A 20,380-nucleotide genomic window follows, 5' to 3' on the forward strand; every position below is an offset into this window, starting at 1 on the left:
TTCCTCCGGGAGTGGTAAGGCCTAAGGCCTTACCACTCCCGGAGATTGTGCTGCGCCGCAGGCACAGTACAATCTCCGGGTATTATCAAAAACTAATTCCTTCCATCTAACAAATTCAAACCTAATTTATCAACCATATATTTCACCGCTAACTGACCTTTAACACTATTTCCTGCTTTATCTAACGGTGGCGCAAACACGGCTATTGCCAGTTTACCGGGAACAACGGCAATAATGCCGCCGCCCACGCCGCTCTTGCCAGGCAGTCCTGTGTGGTATACCCAGTCGCCGGTAGAGTCATACAAGCCTTCCGTCATCATATTCGCTAATATTTTAGGGCAGAAATCAGGGTTGATGACTTTTTCCTTTGTCACCGGGTTAATACCGTTGTTGGCAAGCGTGCCCGCCATCACTGCCAGGTCTTTGGCATTGGTACCATAGGAGCATGCTTTCGTGTAAAGGTCCACGGACATATCTACATCATCATAAAACCTGCCATAAGAATACAGCAACCAGGCGATTGCCCTGTTATGCTGATTGGTAGCGGTTTCCGACTGATAGAGCTTATCTATGACAGGTAGTCGGCGCCCTGCAAATTTGGCAAATATGTCATCGATTTTTGCCCATTTTGCAGTTTTGTTGGGGGCCTTCACAAAGCTGTTAGTAGCCATGGCACCGGCATTTACCAGTGGGTTTACTGCTCTGGCAGGTTCTAACTCTACCGCCAGTACGGAGTTAAATGGCATACCGGTGGCGTTCACGCCAATGCTGTCTTCTATGGCCTTCTGACCGTTGTCCTGCATAGCCAGGGCCAGTACAAATACTTTTGAAATAGATTCAATACCAAACTCATACTTGGTATCGCCTACCTCAAAAACTTTTCCGTCGGCGGTGCACACCACGATGCCATATAGTTTGGGGTCCACATCCGCCAGGTAGGGAATATAATTGGCGTTGGCTCCGCCGGAAGCATTCTTGAATTTATCATACGCCTCGTTCATGGCTGCACGGATATTAGCTTCTGTGAGCCCTGGTTTTGCCTTCTGCGCCATCAAACTGCCAGCTTGGAGCAGTAAACATATCAATGCGCAGATAACAGTGTACATGCTTTTCATAAGGAGTGTTTTAAAATTTGTACATCATTGATAGCTGGAGCCGGCTATTGTCGCCACTCTGGTCATCAATCGTGATATGTTTGCCATAGAGATATTCCAGGCCGAATTTCACAAAGGAAGATGGATAATAGAGCAGGTTCAGCACCCCGTACTGGGTGGATTTAAAGTCTGTAACCGGCTGCCATTGCTGGTTGTCCAGCTTGAGATAACCATAGCCGAGCGAAGTGCTGAGCTTGTCGCTCCACCAGTGGTCATAAAAGCCCATGAGACCCAGTACCGGTATGGTTTTGAGTGCGGTCTGACTCTTTGCCACCGCGTCGTAGCCACCGCCTCCCAGGTCATTAAAATACCTGGAAATGCCCTGGCCATAAGTAGCCTGGTACACGAAGTTATCCTTATTACGTTTGCTTACTTCGATTGTACCCGTCAGGTTAAAACCCCAGCCTATATCGGTGGTGGTGTTATCCGCGGCCGTTTGATAGGAGATGGGGTGTAATAACCCTGCCAGCTGTATGTGGCTGCCTTCAGTGAAATTGCAGCGGTACTGTGCTACTACATCGGGGTAAAGTGTACGGGATGAAAGGCCGGAGTCTGCAGGATATTTCACATCGCTGCCGGGGTTTTCCAGGGAAAATGCCAGCGTTGCTTTCCGCGTAAGCGGCTGTGTATATCTTACCTGGATCTGGCGCACAAATACCATGGCATTTGGTCCCTCGTAATCCAGGGTATTGGGGAACACATCTATGTCCATAAAGCCGGACCAGTACTGCCCTGCACCCCATCTGCCCACCTGGCCCCAGGCGTGGCGGAGGCGGGGTACGGAGGAGCCGTCGGGATTAAACAGGTCAAATTCCAGGATGGTTTTGAGCTTGCCTAATTTGGTATCCGATTCCGATCCGATGGTAAGCCTGGTTTGCCGGGGCGAAAAAGCCAGGTTGCCACGGGAGAGATTATTTATTGGAATACTGGCAGGCACAAACGCCTGTGTATTACCCGGTTGCTTGAAATCATAAATGAAATCCGCCTGGATAAACCCGCCTATAGTCAGTTTGGTATTATTCAGGTCGGCTACTACAAACCCGCCATAGCGGCCGGATTCCAATGCACTCCTTGTTTGGGAGCGACTCTCAGGCTGTGGCCGGATATTGCGTTGCTGAATCCTGTCTACTTTGGCCTCGAGGCTATCTATTCTCCGCAGGAGGCTGTCGGTATCTACCTGAGCCTGCAAAGGCCCGGCTATCAACAACCCGAGTATACTGCCGAATAAAATACCACTCGCAAACCGAAGGTATTTACCCATAATATCTGTTTTTATTTTTTAGAGATGTGTGTGCGGCTTTTTGGCAATTATCAGCGGAATCGCCACAAATATCACCGTACCACCAGCCACCATGGCTACGTAGGAAGCCGGACTGCCCACGGGCAACTGCGTTGGCGGGAAAAATGCCACCACAAAAGAAAACAGGGTAGCCACAAAACCAATTCCCGCGAAAAACCACATGCCTGCATTGCCTCCAGGTACTTTATAAGTCCTCGGTAAATCAGGTTCCGTATACCTCAGCTTGATACCTGCTGCATACATCATCAGGTACATAATCAGGTATAAACCGATGGTGAGGGCACTCAACAGGAAAAAGGCCACACTTACATTATCCATAAAGAAATAAAGGGACGATAGGATCGTTACGATGCAACCCTGTACGATAAGGATATTCACCTGCACGCCATTTGCATTGGTTTTAGACCAGAAGGGCGGTAACACACCTTCCTTGGCTGTCCACAACAAACCACGGCTGGGGCCGGAAATCCACGATGTAACCCCCGCCAGCACACCAAAGGCCGCCAGGATGCCAATGATACTTGTGGCCCACGGCACACCTACCTTGGTAAAGATCACCCGGAAAGCCTCCATCAAACCGGCCTGCAAGTCAATCTGATCGTAAGGCAATACAGTAGCTACAGCCAGTGAGCCAAAGGTGAAGAGGGCAAAGATGATAATACCTGCAAGCAATACAGATTTGGGAAAATCCTTCTGCGGATTGTCTAACTCCTGCGCATGTACGGCATGTACTTCCACACCGGCAAACAACAGGAGGATACCGGCCAGGAAGGCGATGTCACCTACACCGCCGATAAATGGAAAGAGGCGTGGATGCAGTCTGCCATCCACCTCCTTCACTATACTGGCCACGTTTTCCTGTGGATGAAGGAATTGAATTTCATCTCCCTTAAGAATATAAACAATAGCAATCAGGATGATGACAACTCCCGGAATTACGGTACCCACTACAAACCCATAACTGGTGACTTTACTGATCAGATCAGTGCCTTTAAAAGCCAGCAGGGTAGCCAGCCAATAAATAATAATGGAAAAGACACCCACAAATGTTCCGTTGTTGGCCAGCTCCGGTTTACCGATGGTATAACCTATACAGGCTGCGGCGAAGGCCAGCACCGTGGGATACCAGACCACATTTTGAATCCATTGCAGCCAGATGGCCAGAAATCCCATGCGGGAGCCATATGCAGCCTTGATCCACGTGTACACACCACCACCCTTGTTACTGAAAGCACTGCCTAGTTCGGCCGCCACCAGCGACGCCGGTATGAGGTATAAAAATGTAGCAAAACCGATGTAAAAAAACATGGTAAGCTCCTCTTTCGCCATCATGGGTAGTCCACGTAAGCTGATCACCGCAGCAGCGGTCATCAGGGCCAGACTAACGTATGTTATTTTGCTGGATGAAGTTGCAGCCATATTCAGAAACAGTTTGAATGCGTTAAAAAACGCTGGCAGCCAATAACAAGCCTTACGGATTGTTACTAACTGCCAGCATGAGTTTTACTTTAGTTATGTGCATAACCTCCGGCTTCTTCCCTGGTGAGAGGAACAGAAATCGGGTGTTTTTGGAAGTAGTCAATAGCTCGTTTGATATCATTGATCAGCAGATCAGCCATATCCCTGCTGAATCCATGCCGCACCAGCACACGCTGTATCACCACATCACCCATATTGGATGGTAATGGATATGCGGCTATCTGCCATCCCCTCATACGTAAACGATCACTCAAATCATATAGGGAAAAACCAGGATTCAGACCCTCTTTGATACGCCAGGAAGCTCCCGGCAATCCACCACGGCCATCATAGAACAAATCAAACAAACCGAGTTCTTTGATGGCATCGGCGATATATTGGGCGTGCGACATATTCGCTTCCATTATTTTTTTGTAGCCCTCCCTTCCCAGGCGCAGGAAGTTGTAATACTGGGCAACAATCTGCCCGCCCGGACGGGAGAAGTTCAGGGCAAACGTAGGCATATTACCTCCCAGGTAGTTCACATTGAAGATGAGTTCTTCCGGCAGGTCAGTACGGTCGCGCCAGATCACCCAACCTACTCCCAGTGGCGACAAGCCATATTTATGCCCCGAAGCATTAATGGACTTCACCCTTGGCAGGCGGAAATCCCAAAGTAGGTCCGGGGTAATGAATGGGGCAATAAAAGCACCGCTGGCCGCATCAATATGCATCGGAATATTCAGGCCTGTTTCTTTTTCATGTTTATCCAGGGCATCGCTTATCAGCTTCACATCTTCATACATGCAGGTGAAAGTAACGCCTAACGTAGGAACCACGCCGATCGTGTTTTCGTCGATTCTGCTGATCACATCCTCTGGTTGCATGGTCAGCTTACCTGGCTCCAGTGGAATTTCTCTCAGCTCCACATCAAAATAACGGGCAAATTTATGCCAGCATATCTGCACGGCACCGCATATCAGGTTTGGTTTGGAATCATCTTTGCCGGCGGCTTTGCGTTTTTTACGCCATTGCCATTTCAGGGCCAGGCCGCCCAGCATTGCTGCTTCGCTGGAACCGGTGGTACTACAACCAATAGTGGTGGTAGCCGCAGGCGAATTAAACAGATCTGCGAGAATGTTTACGCAACGCGCCTCAATGGCCGCTGTTTGCGGATACTCATCTTTATCGATCATGTTTTTATCGATGCAGTCGTCCATCAGCTTATGCACCTCTTCATCCATCCAGGTTTGGCAAAATGTAGCGAGGTTTTGTTTAGAGTTACCATCCAGCAGCAGCTCATCTTTCAACAAGGCGTACACATTTTCAGGCAGATGGGAAGTTTCGGGCATTTTATTTAACTGTATTCCCTCCCGCATGTAAGGTGAGGTGTAAATGTCTTCGCCTAAATGGGGCTTGTCTGACCCATTGCTCTGGTGTTTAAAAATCTGTAAGGGCATAATCGACCATTTTGATTTAGTGATTAAAAGATGCAGGTTTCCGCGGTTTCATAGCAGCGCCATAGCAGGGAATAGGACTATAAAAAACGACGATTTGTGCGCGCTGACTAAGAGAACACATGTGTTCCGAAAATGTTCATACACAACAAAATGGAGACGAGCCGTATTAAATTTTCAAAAAAAATAGTTCGTTGTTCAACTAAATTCAACCTCAGGCGTTATAGGCGGAAAGTAATTTCGTATTCACATGGATTGGGATGAGATCTTAGATCCTTTTTCACAAGATTTTCAGCAGGCAATGGAAGAACAATTAAGGATAGTAAATGTACAGGATGGTTTGGTTACTGCCGCCAACGCCCTGGTTAAAGCACATTTTCCCTCAGCGGAAAAATTATCGGCACAGGCGCAGAAAAAGCTGCAGCGGGTGATCATCAGCCAGTCCGTTCAGATGGCCAACGCTATTCATGAAGCGATGCAGCAGGGCCCTGCTGAAGAGGAATGAATAAACCTATTAGTCAACTTTAAAAACCAACTGTTTCGTATTTATGCCAGCTACTATACCATAGCCATTCAGCACATTAGAGAACACTCTTATCGGCTCAGACACAATTACGCCGCTATTCCCCTGTTGCAAGGCAACGGTACGCAGGTACGACCATGCGTTGTGGGTTAATGCGGTGACTTCCACCATCAGGCTATCCGACTGGTTAATGGGGTCCTGCGTTTGTAATACAAAGGTGAGTTCGCGCCCGTCGAAACGGCTGTCGTCCATGATCAGACTCGTGCTGTTGCCGTTGGCGATGATGTCGATCAGGTTATTATTAAACGCCGGATCGAGGCGAAAAAGTAATGCACTTTTGGCGGCGTTGTTTTCTACTGTAAATACCCGCAAGCGATAATAATTGCCTGTACCCGGATGATCCTTCAGGATGAATTTTATCCTGGTGGAGGACTTTTGTGCGCTACCATCCCTGGCCTGCGGTGCTGCGGGAAGGGTATCATATGCGGATACGGCTTGTAAACCACTGCTGGCAGCACTTATATTGTATTGCAATCCAGCCTTTGCAGGCATACCCGAAACAAAAAACCGGCGGCCGGCGATAGTCTGTAACACCACCGGCAACACGGAACCATCGCTGGCGGCAATGTTTACCTGCGCACCTGCTTCTTCTTTAAAGGCGGTTTCATCATACACACTCACAGGCACGCTGCGGGTAACTCTCACGTAAATCAGGCTATCCGGTTGTATGAAGGTATTCATCACCAACTTGTCCCCGTCGTAGGCAATTTCAATATTCACCCGCTTTTCACAGGAACACCATAATATTACTAACGCGAACGCATATATGAAAAACACCAACTTCTTCATAAACTAAAATTTAACTGAATAAGTTACACTGGGTAAAATGGGTAGTATCACTACTTTGGAGAGATAACGCTGCTTTGCCTCATCATCTCTTTTTACGTAGTAATAGAAAGGATTTTTATGATTATAGACGTTAATGACGCTGAAGTTCCAGGTGCGGCTCCATTTGGGCCGTTGCTTCGTCCAGTTAATGCCTATATCCAGCCGATGCGAGTTTTCCGTACGGTAATTATACCGGTTACCATAACGATCAATTGAGTTACCAGGGCCGCTTACCGGGTCCCAAGGCGAGCCGGTTTCAATACCTTCATAACTGGCCACCGGCAAAGTCATTGGCGAGCCGGTAGTAAATCGCCAGGACGCAGAGAAATCCCAGTTTTTACTTAACACCTGGTTGAATACCACTTCTACATCATGGCGATGATCATATTTATACGGGAAGATTTTACCGCCGTTGATGTCTGCAAATCGCCTGGTGCTCCACGACAACGTGTAACCAATCCAGCCGGTGGTGTTCCCCTTTTTCTTAGCTACCATCACTTCCCCTCCATAGCTCCAGCCACGCCCCACGCTTACCTGGTCTTCCCAGCGAAGCAGGTCCGGTGTGATAAAGCCCATCGGATCACGGAGCTCAATCATGTTATGCATATTCTTGTAATAGCCTTCCAGCGTAAATTCATAGACCTGCCGGTTGCTGGTTTTGGCAATCCCCAGCGCCACCTGGCGGGACGACATGGGCGCCACCCGGTCGGTTGCCGGCACCCAGATGTCTGTAGGCAGCGAGGTTCCATAGTTGGACAACAGGTGAATATATTGATTCATCTGCGTGTAAGCGGCCTTGAAAGCCCAGTTTTTCGGCAGCATATAACGCAGGCCCAATCGAGGTTGCAGACTATGATACAATTTCCCTGACACCAAAAATCCGGATGCATGGATACCCACATTCACAAAAAAGGAGGGCGTCAGCTGCCACTCGTCCTCGATGTATAGCAGCATTTCTGCAGCCGTATTCTGCGGCCCGTTGGCCATAGTATCCAATGGTGTTACTGATCCGGTTTTATCCGCAAAGGTGGACATGGATGGCTTAAAGTCATGGATATTCACCGCTGTGCCAAACCGTACCCCATGATCCGGCGAAGGGCGGTAATCGAAGTCCGCGCGCACGCCTGCAATCTCCATCCTGGAACGGTAAGTGCCTACCTGGTCGATCAGTTCATTGGCAGCCGGCAGTATGTACTTGTAGCCGATCTGCGTACTGAAGGAATAGGTGGAGTAATTGAGACTGATATTTGAAAACAGTCTGGGGCCGTAAATATGGTTCCAGCGCAAAGCCCCGATGGTATTGCCCCAGCTCACATCAAAACCGCTGCTGATCATATTGATCTTTGCGGTATCGGGGATACTGGTTGAATCCAGGTGGAGGTTCATTTTATCTTCCCCGGTATAAAAGCTCAGGTATAGCCGGTCTTTGGGAGAGAAGATATGATTCACTTTAGCATTGATATCGTAAAAGTAGGCAGATAAATCAGCTTCGTTTTTTTCGTCGTCTTCCAGCCGGATCAGGGAATTGTACACCAGGTCGGGATATGATCTGCGGGCCGATACAATGAAGGACGTTTTATCCTTTATGATGGGGCCTTCCAGGTCGAACTTAGTGGAAATGAGGCCAATGGCTGCATCACCGTGGTAGTTTTTCATATCCCCGTCCTTCAGGGTAATATCCACCACGGAAGAAAGCCGGCCGCCGAACCTGGCCGGAAATGCGCCTTTGTAGAGGTCGGTGGATTTTACCACATCCGGATTGATAAGTGAAAATATTCCGAAGAAATGGGAAAAATTAAAGATAGGGGAGCCATCGAGCAGGATAAGGTTTTGATCAGGACTGCCTCCGCGTACGTGGAGGCCGGAAACGCCATCCATACCACCACTTACGCCAGGTATGGCTTGGAGGGTACGTATCAGGTCGGCGTCGCCGAGGAGGCGTGGCGTTTTATTTACTGCTGCCGAGGAGATGTTGACCTTACTCATCTGTGTCTGGTTTTGCAGGTTGTTGCCTTCTGTTCCTGACACTACTACCTCTTTTAGATGGGTGGTTGACTCCAGTGAGATTTCGATAGTTCTGTCGTTTTGGGGAAATTGTTGCCACTGTGGCTGGTACCCTATAAACGACACGACTACACTGCTGGTATCTTTGGTGGTGGTGAAGCTAAAGAAACCGTATTGATTGGTAACAGTGCCTTGTTTCAGCGTGGGCGACCAGATGGTGGCGCCGGGGAGCCGCTCACCCGTAGCGGCATCTTTCACATAGCCGTTGATGGTGCGTGTAGTGCGGTTGTCGGGTAGGAGCACGAGGAGGTCGCCTACCCTGGTAAACTTAATATTATCGGGGGCAAAGAGATCTTCCAGCACCGTTTTCAGGCGTTGGTTATGGACAGTTACTGTTACTTTCCTGGATAAATTGACAAGGTCGCGGCTATAAGAAAAATGGATTCCGTAATTTTTTTCCAGCAGCTCGCATACGGTTTGCAAAGATTGGTGCTGCACTACTACCGTCACCTTCGTTTGCCAATCCCATCCCAGAACCTGCAGCGGTAAGCTCAACAAAAAGAGCACCGTCAACAGTCTTCCGGTCAACGACATAATATTCTTAAATTAAAAGTATGTTTAACAGATTATAGTGATACAGTGCCTTTATTTAAGGCGGTATTGCCTTGGGCCGGTTTGTTTCCATTCAGCACCTACACTGAGTGCCAGGGACTCCATCACCTCTTCTATGCTGGCTCCGTTCAGGTTTGTTTTCACAGTAAACTTCAGCAAGGCAGTATTTTCCACTATTACTCTAACATCGTAAAGGACCGTGATGGTTTGTAATACTTCTTCCAGTGGTACATCCTGGAATACCAGTGATTTCTGTACCGGATCGAGTACGTGGGTGGCTATACGAAAGTCCTGCCGGGCGGCGTCCTGTTGGAGGAGCATCCCTTCGGTGAGCACCACGCTATCTACCCTTACATGATCGATTACCATTACTTTACCGCTGCTGACGTGTACTTCCAGGATGGCGCTGTCGGGTTGATAATTTACCGTAAACCTGGTGCCTAATACTTTCACTTCTGTGCGTCCGAGGGATACAATGAAGGGTTGGTCAGGGTTTGCGGCTACGTCAAAAGCAGCGCTGCCTTTCAGTGAAACCTTTCGGTTTTTATCGTTGAAGCCTTTGGCCACATGGAGGGTGGAGGCTTTTCCTTTCAGTTCGATTTTGCTACCATCCAGCAGGGTGGCCTGGAGGGGGCCGGCGTATTTTTCTGCCGGGCGGGTAGCGAGATACCAGGTTCCGGCGCCGATGAGGAGCAGTAGCACGGCGGCAACCCTGGCAAAAACTTTCCAGGAGAAGCTTCGTACAGGCCGTAACCGGGCAGGTGTTTCCGGCACATCCAGCTGTTGGTATAGTCGTTGCCAGGAGGCACCGGTATCCGCCTGGATGGTGTATTGCTTAGCGGCGGCTGTGTCCAGCACTTTCCGCAGGGCATCCAGCAGTTGCCGGTTGTCCGCATGCGCTGTAAGCCAGTTATCGACCCAGGCACGTTCTTCCCCGTCCGCTTCATCCAGCAGATATTTGCAGAGCAGGGTATAGAGTGCTTCGTCAGAGAACGATGGTATCATTATACAGTGTATGCGTTGTTTATAAATGACCTGAATATATGACGCACCTCAAAAGGGTTGTCCCCTATCCTGGCCGGATATTTTTTTAGAAAAGGAATCCTGTCAATAGCGGCAGGTATTCTTTGAGTTCCTGGTGAAGGATTTTCAGTGCTTTCCCCATCTGGTTTTCCACTGTTTTCACTGAAATATTCATGGTGGCAGCGATTTCAGCGTATTTCATCTGCTGATGGCGGCTGAGGATGAATACTTCGCGGCATCTGTCCGGGAGGCGTTCCAGGGCCTGGTGGTAGAGTTGTTCCAGTTCACGTACTTCGGCGGCCTGGGTGGCGGCGTCGCGCTGCTGGCTGTAGGCGGTTTCTTTTTCGCTTCGAACAGCATCCTTGCGCCACTGGCTGATGGCGGCATTCCTGATGGCAGAAAACAGGTATGACTTTACGGGCCCGGTAATAACAATTGTATCCCTTTTTTCCCATAGCTTCAGGAACACCTGCTGTACAATTTCCTCTGCCTCGTGCATATCGCCCGTATAATGGGCCGCGAAGGCGAGGCAGTGTGCATGGTTTTCCCTGAACAAATCCTCAAATGATTGGAGCGCCAACATGATGAGGTGCAAATATAGGGCATCTCCTGTAACATCAATGGATAGAAAAAATTTCTACCTTTGCTGCCGACATGTACAATCTGATCAAAAATATTCTGTTCCGTTATCCACCGGAAAGCATTCACCACAGCGTTATGCGTGGTATGAAGACGATTTACTCCCTGCCACTTGGCAAGCAAATCCTGGAAGCATTTTGCGGGGTAAAAACGAAGGGGCTTGAAAGAGAAGTTTTCGGGCTCAAATTTTCCAATCCGGTAGGACTGGCTGCTGGTTTCGACAAGGACGCCAAATACATTGATGAACTGGCGAGCCTGGGTTTTGGATTTGTGGAGATAGGTACTGTTACTCCGGTAGCGCAACCAGGAAATGATTTACCGAGGCTGTTCCGCCTGCCGGCAGATAAGGCCCTGATCAACCGGATGGGCTTTAATAATGAGGGCGCTGTAGCTGCGGCCAGACGCCTGCAGCACAAAAAATCCAACATCATAGTAGGTGGTAACATTGGAAAGAACAAGGTTACGCCTAACGAAGAAGCGGTGAGCGATTATGAAAAGTGCTTCCATGCGCTGTATGAGGTGGTGGATTACTTTGTGGTGAATGTAAGTTCTCCTAATACGCCCAACCTGCGCGCCTTGCAGGAGAAGGAGCCGCTGAAGCAGTTGCTGCATCACCTGCAGTTCCTGAATAGTCAGAAAAAAGTGCAGAAGCCGATATTATTGAAAATAGCGCCGGATTTAACTACGGAGCAGCTGGATGATATTGTGGAGATAGTACAGGAAACTAAGCTGGCGGGTATAGTAGCTACCAATACTACGATTAGCAGGGAAGGCTTGCAAACGCCGGCTGCTGAAGTAACGGAAATTGGTGCCGGAGGCTTAAGCGGGTTGCCGGTAAAAGATAAATCCACCGAGGTTATCCGGTATATTCATAAAAAAAGCAATGGTGCATTTCCGATTATTGCGGTAGGTGGCATTTTTACAGCCGCGGATGCGCAGGAGAAGTTAGATGCAGGAGCCGCGCTGGTACAGGTGTATACCGGGTTTATTTATGAGGGCCCCACGATTGTGAAGAAGATTTGTGCGGGGCTGCGCCGCTAAGCGAAGCAATGATACCGTGTGGGGGCTTTACATTAAGACGGTGTATCAGTATTAATTTTTGAGCTTTATCCTACTTTATTTAATAGGGCTGGCCGTAGAAACGGCCAGCCTTTTTTGATAAGGAATGTAACAGTACTATGCGAGCGATTGTGTAATAATGTGGTTAACAAACAAATGAGGTTAACAAAACAATGGGGGCTAACAAACATCACCATTTTATTCAAAAACCCCTGTTGAATGAATGATAATTATGATCCAAAATTATTCAAAGAGAGAAGGCAAAAACCACGTTTTCGGGCACGAAAGTCCCCGAATGAGAATGAACACGATCAAGATAAAATGAACAAAATGAACGGAACTACCCAACACTATAGGACCTGCACCCATACTGGGTTTGCAGCAAATTAAGGGTGGTACGTGATTGAAATGGAGAAGGAGGTAATGGGTAACAAAAAGAACCGGTTAACTAAAAAATCAGCTGGCTATTGCGGGCGTCGCTTCTTCTTTATGGAAAATATCGCCATTCCAGGGTTGCCTTAACCGTGGCATAAACAAACCTTTGATGCAATTCGGATTGCGTACACAGATCTGAATATGGCTTTTGTCCATGAAGGAGGCGCCGGGGAAGATAGGTTGCCCCTCGATGAATGCACAACGGACCGTGTCGAAAGGTGGATCATTATCCTCACGGGCTATTGTATGAGCCACCTCAATGACCATACAGTCCAGATATCGTAAGAGTTTATCCTGACTACCTGCCAAATGCCCTGGATTAACATTGCGAGGCAAGGTTCCTTCGCCAATTAACCTGATAATTTTTTCCCAGTTATTTTTGACGTCATCAATACTGTCTTTATCCAATAAATCCAGGCAATAATCCAGGCACAAAACGGCGCCCACCACTGCTGGTTCTTTAATTTTTCCGGCTGCTGCCAACTGACATGCAAAGTCATATGCTCTTTCATAATTATTTTGCCAGAAATATACGCCAGACCCCAGCCAATCGTACCTGTTAATACTTGGCCTCATGTTGTCCCTACCTAACACTATTTTCTCAGCCACTTGCCGGTCACATCCGTGAAATCCCAAGAGCAAACCTGGGTCAGCCGAATAAATAAATTCAGATTTTGTCATAAAACACATAATTTTTAATTAATAATTGTCTTCAATTTGAGCTTTGTATTTGTCGGTATGGATTGAATTCTCGAGTAACCATACCCTTAATTCATCCGGAATGTCTAAAGTCATTACCGTTTCTTTCCATTTCTCCGGAGAAGATTCCATTTCATCCCAAAACTTGTCCGTAGCCTTTCGAATACGCGCCCAATACTCAGGTGATCTTTGCATAATCATTTTTTTTAGTGATTAACAATAAATTTCTACCTCAAAATTAATCCTAAAAAACATTCAAAAACCGCTTCTACAAAGGATTTCATCCCCGAATGGAATGAACAGATCAACCTGATAATGAACAGATCAAATTGTATTTTTAAGTACGTCCAGCTTCATTTCTTTCATCCAGCCATACGCGCATAAAAGGCATAAAAAAAGCGTGGGTTTTAACCCCACGCTTGTACACACAAAAATTTTTTTAGCTTTTTTAAGATGGTAACTTCGCATTCATCAGCACCGCCGCCACCATACCCGCCGTTTCAGTGCGTAAACGCGTACGCCCCAGCGACACCGGCTGGAAGCCAGCCGCCAGCGCCTGTTGTACTTCTTCAGGTGTAAAATCACCTTCCGGCCCAATCAGTATAATCGTATCCTTGCCCGCCATCATCGCATCCTGCAATTCAGTCTTCTGCTCCGGGAGACAATGGGCGATAAATCGCTGCGGGTCCACATTTCCCTTTACAACCTTATCAAACGACTGCGGCTCCTCTAATACCGGCAACCAGAACTGTTTCGACTGCAACATAGCCGATACTAAAATACTGTTCAGTCGCTCCGCCTTAATCTTCTCCTTTTCCGTACGGGCAGTTACCAGCGGTATGATGGTCTGAATCCCTATCTCCGTCGCCTTTTCGAGGAACCATTCAATACGCCCCGCATTTTTTGTAAATGCTATGGCTATACGAAGCGCCGGCACCGGAGGCGGTAACATCTCCCTAACCTGCACCTGTACCTGGCATTTTTTCCGGTTATCATCGGTGATCACCACCGTATATTTTGAACCCCGGCCATCAGCCAGCAGCACCTGGTCGCCCTTTTCGTGGCGTAATACCTGTATACAATACTTGGAGGTATCCTCGTTCATCGTATAAGTAACTGCATCCTGCTGTATGTCCGGTGCGTAAAAAACAGGCAATTCCATATTGATCGTTCTTCGTTTTTGCAAAAGTCCTAAATATCTGCTTGTAATTCCAGTTTTTTAGTGCGGTAGTGAAATCTTACAAACAGTAATACAGATGCTACCAGTAACCCCAGCAATAAGGCCCACCAGATACCTTCCACGCCCAGTCCGAGCCGGATGCCCAGCACATAGCCCAACGGCAGCCCCAGCCCCCAGTATGCCAGCAAAGTAATAACCGTAGGTACCTTTACATCCCCGAGGCCACGCAGCACCCCCAGGCCAACCACCTGCGTACCGTCAAACAACTGGAAGAAAGCCGCGATAATCAAGAGCTTAGCCGCAATACCGACCACCTCCGGATCCTGGATATAAAAGCGTGGCAGAATATGATTGCCCACCATAAACAACAACGCCGTAAAGCCCATCAGCACCAGTACCATATGGTAGCTCGCGATGGCCGACATGCGCAGCTCTTTAAAATCTCTGCGGCCAAAATTATTACCGCTTTTAATACCCGCCGCTGCTGAAATGCCACTGGCCATCATGTAGGTCATAGCGGCCAGACTCAGTGCAATCTGATGCGCCGCCAGTTCAGCAGCCCCCATCCAGCCCACCATGATAGCCGCGCCACTAAAGGCACTTACCTCGAAAATATATTGCAATGCCACGGGAGTGCCAATGCCAAGGATCTTTTTTATCTTACTAAACTCAATATTTGAAAACCCGAATGAAGCCAGATACTCCTTAAAACGTGGGGAACGCAGCACATAAAACATCATTGTAATACCCATCAGGAGCCGGTCGGTAAAGGTGGCAATACCCACACCTACCACGCCCATATGAAAGCCATAAACCAGCGTAATACCCACCACAATGTTCAGCACATTCCCGATAATACTGATGTTCATAGCCTGCCGGGTAAAGCCCAGCCCTTCCGCAAACTGCTTGAACGACAGGAACAGCATCAGGGGTATAAAGGAGAAACCAAGGTAGCGTAGAAAAGGCCTGGCCTGTTCCACCACGTCTGCTTCCTGGTTGAGCAGGTCCATCCTCGCACTCCCCAAAAAGATTACGAGCGACAGGAGCACGCCTACCGTCATGTTGATTATTAAACTATGACTAAGTAAGTGGTCGAGGCTTTTTTTATTACCGCGACCATTCTCCTGCGCTATCAGCGGCGTTAAACCATAGGACATACCGATGCCCGTCACCATGAAAATGGAGAACAGGCTGTTACCGAGGGAAACCGCTGCCAGCGGCACCTTTCCCGTATGTCCGATAATCAGGCTGTCGGACAATGCAACCAATGTATGGCCTAGTTGACTGATCACCACCGGATAGGCCAGACTGAAATTGTCCCGGTAGTGCCCTTTGTATTTTAAGTACAGCTGTTTCATGAATTCTTCTGTTATTCTTTACACAATAAAAAAAGCCGGCGATCTGTCGATGCCGGCTTTTGCAAATATCTTTATCTGCTAGAATGGTGCATCTTCAAATCCTTCATCAAAGTCCATATCGTTCATCTTGGACCCTTTCTGGATATATAATTTAGCTTCATCATTACCGCCGGCTCCGCCACCGTGTTGCTGGCGCATGCCTGCGAACGGATTGCCTCCACCAGGGTTTTCGAGACTGCCATCATCTTCGAAGCGCTGGAATTCCAGTACGGCTCTCAGTTTGATGGTATCCAGCTGACCATTACGGTGTTTGGCTATACGGACGTGGGTTTCACCTTTGTTGGATTCACCCATTTCGTTGGTATTGATTTCATAATATTCAGGACGGTACAGGAACATTACCATGTCGGCATCCTGCTCGATCGCTCCGGATTCACGGAGGTCACTCAGCTGTGGCATCTTGTTACCATCCTTACGTTTTTCCACATCACGGCTCAGCTGCGACAGCGCAATCACCGGTACCTGTAACTCTTTTGCGAGGCCTTTGAGATCACGGGAGATTTTACTGATCTCCTGTTCCCTGTTTGATCCGCGTCCATCACCACTACCGCTCATCAGCTGCAGGTAGTCGATGATAATTACGCCCACACCGTGGTTATGTACGAGTCGGCGACACTTGGCACGAAGCTCAAAAATGTTGAGTGCCGGGGTATCATCAATGAAGATGGGAGCTTTTGCCAGGCGTTCGATACCATGGGTCATCAGCTTCTTCATTTCATATTCTTCCAGCTTACCACGGGAGATTTTCTCCAGCTTGATTTCTGATTCCGCGGACAGGATACGTTGTACGATCTGGCCGGAGGACATCTCCAGCGAAAATACGGCAGCACCTTTCGGGAAACGGGGGTGTAAGGCGGCGTTTCTTGCCAGGTTAAGGGCGAAAGCGGTTTTACCCACAGACGGACGTGCCGCGATAATGATCAGATCCGTGGACTGCCAGCCGTAGGTTACTTTATCCAGCGATGGGAATCCGGAAGGAACACCCGTGATATCATCTCCTTTATTCCTGAGATCCTCAATACGTTTCATGGTATTCACCAGTACACGGTCGATAGAATCATAGTTCTTCCGAAGGTGATTGTTGGTGATCTCAAAAAGCTTCGATTCCGCGCTGTCGAGCAGATCAAATACATCCGCTGTATCCTCGTACGACTCCGTGAGAATTTCTCCGGAGATACGAATCAGTTCCCGCTGAATGAATTTCTGCAGGATGATACGGGCGTGCGCCTCAATGTTGGCCGAGGAAACCACTGCATTTGTGAGCTTCATCACCGTGTATCCGCCACCGATAGCTTCCAGCGAACCCATTGAACGGAGTTCTTCTGTAACGGTGAGGATATCAACTGGCATTGATTTGGCTGCCAGACGGGTCATGGCAGAGAAAATTAACTGGTGTGCCTCTACGTAAAAACACTCTCCTTTCAATATCTCCACTACAATATCGAAGGCACCTTTTTCCAGCATGATGGCTCCCAAAACAGCTTCTTCCAGTTCCTTAGCCTGTGGCGGTACTTTTCCGTACACTAAGGATGATACCTCAATGGACGGCTTTCTACGCACATTGCGGTCTTTCTTGAGATTGAGATCCATTTATGGTTAGTGTGTTAAAAAAAGTTAATAAAAGGTTACTGTCAATGGGCTTTTTCTATTGATTTACAATTGGTTACATGGAATTCATTCTCGCATTCCGACGTTAATTCAACTTTTAAAATTGCAATCTTTTTCGAGCCGTACAAACTAAGGTAATCGCATTTTTCCATTTAACCCCGATACGGAAGGGACTAAATTTATTAAGCTCAAATCACAGGTTATCCACCGGCAACATGTCAGTTATCCACTGACTACACCCTAGTTATCCACCAATTTTTAGGTAATACCCAAGCAAAGGTCTGATTATTCACACACATTTGTTAAAAAAACTTTTGAATGGTGTAGATTAATATTTTTTACCGCGAATCGGAACGGCCTGCGGCCGGTCAGATTCGCGGTTTCCTCCGGCGCCTACGGCACCGGAGGAAACCGAAAAAAAGGTCCCTTTGCTCATCAGCCAGAAACCTTTAACTTTACGCTCCATACATATATAAATAGAGCAGACAAGAAAATGACGATTTCATACAACTGGCTATGCGATTATCTACCGGTGAAGCCTACACCACAGGAATTATCCACCATACTGACACGTATAGGCCTGGAGGTAGAAAGCCTCGAACAATTTGAAGCTGTAAAAGGAAGTTTTGCCGGATTAGTGATAGGTGAAGTATTAACAGCAGAAAAACACCCCAATGCAGATAAACTGCGCCTCACGACAGTGAACATTGGTGCTGCAGAACCGCTCCACATCGTATGTGGCGCTCCTAACGTAGCAGTAGGCCAGAAAGTAGTGGTTGCCCCTATCGGCGCTACCATCTACCCGGTGAGTGGTGAGCCACTCACTATGAAAAAAGCTAAAATCCGCGGCGAGGAAAGCCAGGGCATGATCTGCGCTGAAGATGAAATTGGACTCGGTACCAGTCACGATGGCATCATGGTGCTCGATCCATCCCTCGTTCCGGGAACGCCTGTAAGTGAAGTTTTTAAACCTGCACAGGACTGGATATACGAAATTGGGCTTACCCCTAACCGTATGGACGCAATGAGTCATATCGGCGTAGCCAAAGACGTTTGCGCTTTCCTCAACAACCTGGAGCACACGCATAAATATCAGGTACAGCTGCCTCAGTTCAATGGCCTGGTTCCTGCCGGCACAGAACTGCCTGTCAGCATAACCATCGAAAATACGGATGGTTGCCCGCGCTATGCCGGCGTATCCATCTCCGGTGTAACTGTAGGCCCTTCTCCGGAATGGCTTAAAACCAAACTGGAAGCAATCGGCGTACGTTCCATCAACAATATTGTGGATATCACCAACTTCGTACTGCACGAAACCGGCCAGCCACTTCATGCCTTTGATTACGCAGCGCTGAAAGGTAACGCTGTAGTGGTAAAAACACTCCCACAGGATACCATCTTCGTTACCCTGGACGAAAAAGAAAGAAAGCTCGACGCCACCGATCTGATGATCTGCAACGGCGCCGGTGAAGGCATGTGCATTGCCGGTGTATTTGGTGGTGCCCATTCCGGTGTAACTGACGCAACACAAAACATTTTCCTGGAAAGTGCCTTTTTCAATCCGGGCATGATCCGTACCACCTCTTTCCGTCACGGCCTGCGCACCGACGCAGCCACCCGCTTCGAAAAAGGTGTGGATATCTCCAACGTCGTGTTCGCCCTGGAACGCGCCGCCAACCTCATCGCTGAACTGGCAGGCGGCAAAATTGCCTCCAAAGTGATGGATGTATATCCAGCTGTTAAAAAGAAGACCGAAGTAGAAACCACGTTTGCGTATGTGCGTAAACTCAGTGGCAGCAACTACTCCAACGATAAAATCAAAAATATCCTGGTAAGTCTCGGCTTCCAGATCCTGCACGAAACAGCTGAGGCCATCCGCCTGGCGGTACCTTTCAGCAAACCGGATATCAGTCTGCCGGCCGACCTGGTAGAGGAAGTAATGCGGATTGACGGGCTTGATAACATCGAGATCCCTTCCAAAGTAAGCATCTCACCTGCCTTGTCTGCCCAGCCGGATCCTGAAAAAGTAAAGGAGAAGATAGCCGATTATCTCGCCGGCAACGGATACAACGAGATCTTCACCAACTCCATCACCAACAGTAAGTATTATACTGACGAGGTACTGGCCACTGCCGTGAAAATGATGAACAGCCTCACCGTAGAGTTGGATATCATGCGCCCTTCCATGCTTGAATCCGGCCTGGAATGCATCGGTTACAATCTGAACCGTAAAAACGAAAACCTGTTGTTTTTCGAATTCGGTAAAACCTATGTGGCAAACAACGGTAAGTATTTCGAAAACAACCACTTATGCCTCTATATCACCGGTCAGAAAACCGCTGAAACCTGGATGCATAAAGGCAGTGCGGTTGACTTCTATTTCCTGAAAGGATATGTGATTAATGTACTGGCTCAGCTCGGTTACCGAAACCTCCAATGGGTTGAAACTGAAGGCACAGGACTCACTCCTTCCTGGGAAATTAAAGTAAAAAATCAGGTGGTGGTAACGCTGGGTGGCGTATCTTCACAAAAACTGAAACAGTTCGACATTAAACAACCCGTTTGGTTTGCAGACTTTAATTGGGATAAAATGCTGGGACTGTTGCAAAAAAGTGATAACTTTTACAAAGAAATTCCTCGCTTCCCGGCAGTTCGACGCGATCTGGCCCTTGTGCTGGACAAACAGGTGAAATTCGCCGCCGTGGAAGCCGCAGCAAAGGCTGTTAAATCAGCTTTACTGCAGGAAATCAACCTGTTCGATGTGTTTGAGAGTGAAAAGCTGGGTGCAAACAAGAAATCATATGCAGTTAGCTTTACCTTCCTGGATCCACAAAAAACCCTCACCGATAAAGAAATTGACAGTGTGATGGAAAAACTGGTGAAAAACTTCCAGACACAATTGCAGGCAGATATCAGAAAATAA

At 48.0% G+C, this 20,380-nt stretch carries 17 protein-coding genes; 3 read left to right on the top strand and 14 right to left on the bottom strand.

All coding sequences use genetic code 11. From position 1 onward, the window contains the following. Positions 1-92 precede the first annotated feature (92 nt). From glsA to BUB18_RS03575, 4 genes are all read right to left on the bottom strand, one after another. On the bottom strand, positions 93-1,115 hold the full coding sequence (gene glsA / locus BUB18_RS03560) for a glutaminase A (RefSeq protein ID WP_218587979.1): 1,023 nt from the start codon (positions 1,113-1,115) through the stop codon (positions 93-95). A gap of 10 nt (positions 1,116-1,125) precedes the next feature. After that, positions 1,126-2,415, bottom strand: coding sequence for a DcaP family trimeric outer membrane transporter (locus BUB18_RS03565; RefSeq protein WP_073078057.1), 1,290 nt, complete (start codon positions 2,413-2,415; stop codon positions 1,126-1,128). Between the two features lie 18 nt (positions 2,416-2,433). After that, positions 2,434-3,873: an APC family permease gene (locus BUB18_RS03570; RefSeq protein ID WP_073078059.1), complete on the bottom strand. Its 1,440-nt coding sequence runs from the start codon at positions 3,871-3,873 to the stop codon at positions 2,434-2,436. 89 nt (positions 3,874-3,962) lie between these two features. After that, the gene (locus BUB18_RS03575) at positions 3,963-5,372 is read right to left on the bottom strand and encodes a glutamate decarboxylase (protein WP_073078060.1); all 1,410 of its coding nucleotides are present in this window, start codon (positions 5,370-5,372) and stop codon (positions 3,963-3,965) included. Between the two features lie 247 nt (positions 5,373-5,619). Between BUB18_RS03575 and BUB18_RS03580 the strand changes: the two genes are divergently transcribed. Continuing rightward, positions 5,620-5,874 (top strand): hypothetical protein, encoded by a 255-nt coding sequence (locus BUB18_RS03580; RefSeq protein ID WP_073078062.1) that lies wholly within the window; start codon positions 5,620-5,622, stop codon positions 5,872-5,874. Positions 5,875-5,883: 9 nt separating this feature from the next. Here the strand turns inward: BUB18_RS03580 and BUB18_RS03585 are convergent, their stop codons facing one another. The 4 genes from BUB18_RS03585 to BUB18_RS03600 all read right to left on the bottom strand — a co-directional run bounded on the left by BUB18_RS03585 (position 5,884) and on the right by BUB18_RS03600 (position 11,002). Next, entirely contained in the window at positions 5,884-6,741 is an 858-nt protein-coding gene (locus BUB18_RS03585; RefSeq protein ID WP_073078064.1) for a DUF4249 domain-containing protein, read from the bottom strand. A gap of 3 nt (positions 6,742-6,744) precedes the next feature. Beyond that, positions 6,745-9,378, bottom strand: a complete 2,634-nt coding sequence (locus BUB18_RS03590) for a TonB-dependent receptor (protein ID WP_073078065.1) — start codon at positions 9,376-9,378, stop codon at positions 6,745-6,747. 51 nt (positions 9,379-9,429) lie between these two features. Beyond that, a complete protein-coding gene (locus BUB18_RS03595) occupies positions 9,430-10,401 on the bottom strand; it encodes a FecR family protein (RefSeq protein WP_073078067.1) in 972 nt (323 codons plus the stop codon). 85 nt (positions 10,402-10,486) lie between these two features. Next, positions 10,487-11,002: an RNA polymerase sigma-70 factor gene (locus BUB18_RS03600; RefSeq protein WP_073078068.1), complete on the bottom strand. Its 516-nt coding sequence runs from the start codon at positions 11,000-11,002 to the stop codon at positions 10,487-10,489. Positions 11,003-11,073: 71 nt separating this feature from the next. On the opposite strand from BUB18_RS03600, the gene BUB18_RS03605 reads away from it, so the two are divergent. Continuing rightward, on the top strand, positions 11,074-12,099 hold the full coding sequence (locus tag BUB18_RS03605; RefSeq protein WP_073078070.1) for a quinone-dependent dihydroorotate dehydrogenase: 1,026 nt from the start codon (positions 11,074-11,076) through the stop codon (positions 12,097-12,099). A gap of 474 nt (positions 12,100-12,573) precedes the next feature. Here the strand turns inward: BUB18_RS03605 and BUB18_RS03610 are convergent, their stop codons facing one another. The 6 genes from BUB18_RS03610 to BUB18_RS29580 all read right to left on the bottom strand — a co-directional run bounded on the left by BUB18_RS03610 (position 12,574) and on the right by BUB18_RS29580 (position 17,923). Then, a complete protein-coding gene (locus BUB18_RS03610) occupies positions 12,574-13,233 on the bottom strand; it encodes a hypothetical protein (RefSeq protein ID WP_073078072.1) in 660 nt (219 codons plus the stop codon). An 18-nt stretch (positions 13,234-13,251) separates the two neighbouring features. Next, entirely contained in the window at positions 13,252-13,446 is a 195-nt protein-coding gene (locus BUB18_RS03615; protein WP_073078074.1) for a hypothetical protein, read from the bottom strand. A 253-nt stretch (positions 13,447-13,699) separates the two neighbouring features. Further along, entirely contained in the window at positions 13,700-14,413 is a 714-nt protein-coding gene (locus BUB18_RS03620) for an RsmE family RNA methyltransferase (protein WP_073078076.1), read from the bottom strand. Between the two features lie 29 nt (positions 14,414-14,442). Then, a complete protein-coding gene (locus tag BUB18_RS03625) occupies positions 14,443-15,789 on the bottom strand; it encodes an MATE family efflux transporter (protein WP_073078078.1) in 1,347 nt (448 codons plus the stop codon). 78 nt (positions 15,790-15,867) lie between these two features. Next, the gene (dnaB, locus tag BUB18_RS03630; RefSeq protein ID WP_073078080.1) at positions 15,868-17,439 is read right to left on the bottom strand and encodes a replicative DNA helicase; all 1,572 of its coding nucleotides are present in this window, start codon (positions 17,437-17,439) and stop codon (positions 15,868-15,870) included. A 346-nt stretch (positions 17,440-17,785) separates the two neighbouring features. Beyond that, entirely contained in the window at positions 17,786-17,923 is a 138-nt protein-coding gene (locus tag BUB18_RS29580) for a hypothetical protein (RefSeq protein ID WP_178372079.1), read from the bottom strand. 27 nt (positions 17,924-17,950) lie between these two features. On the opposite strand from BUB18_RS29580, the gene pheT reads away from it, so the two are divergent. Next, positions 17,951-20,380 (top strand): phenylalanine--tRNA ligase subunit beta, encoded by a 2,430-nt coding sequence (pheT, locus tag BUB18_RS03635; protein ID WP_073078082.1) that lies wholly within the window; start codon positions 17,951-17,953, stop codon positions 20,378-20,380.

The organism is Chitinophaga jiangningensis (genome assembly GCF_900142605.1).
Taxonomy (GTDB): Bacteria; Bacteroidota; Bacteroidia; order Chitinophagales; family Chitinophagaceae; genus Chitinophaga; species Chitinophaga jiangningensis.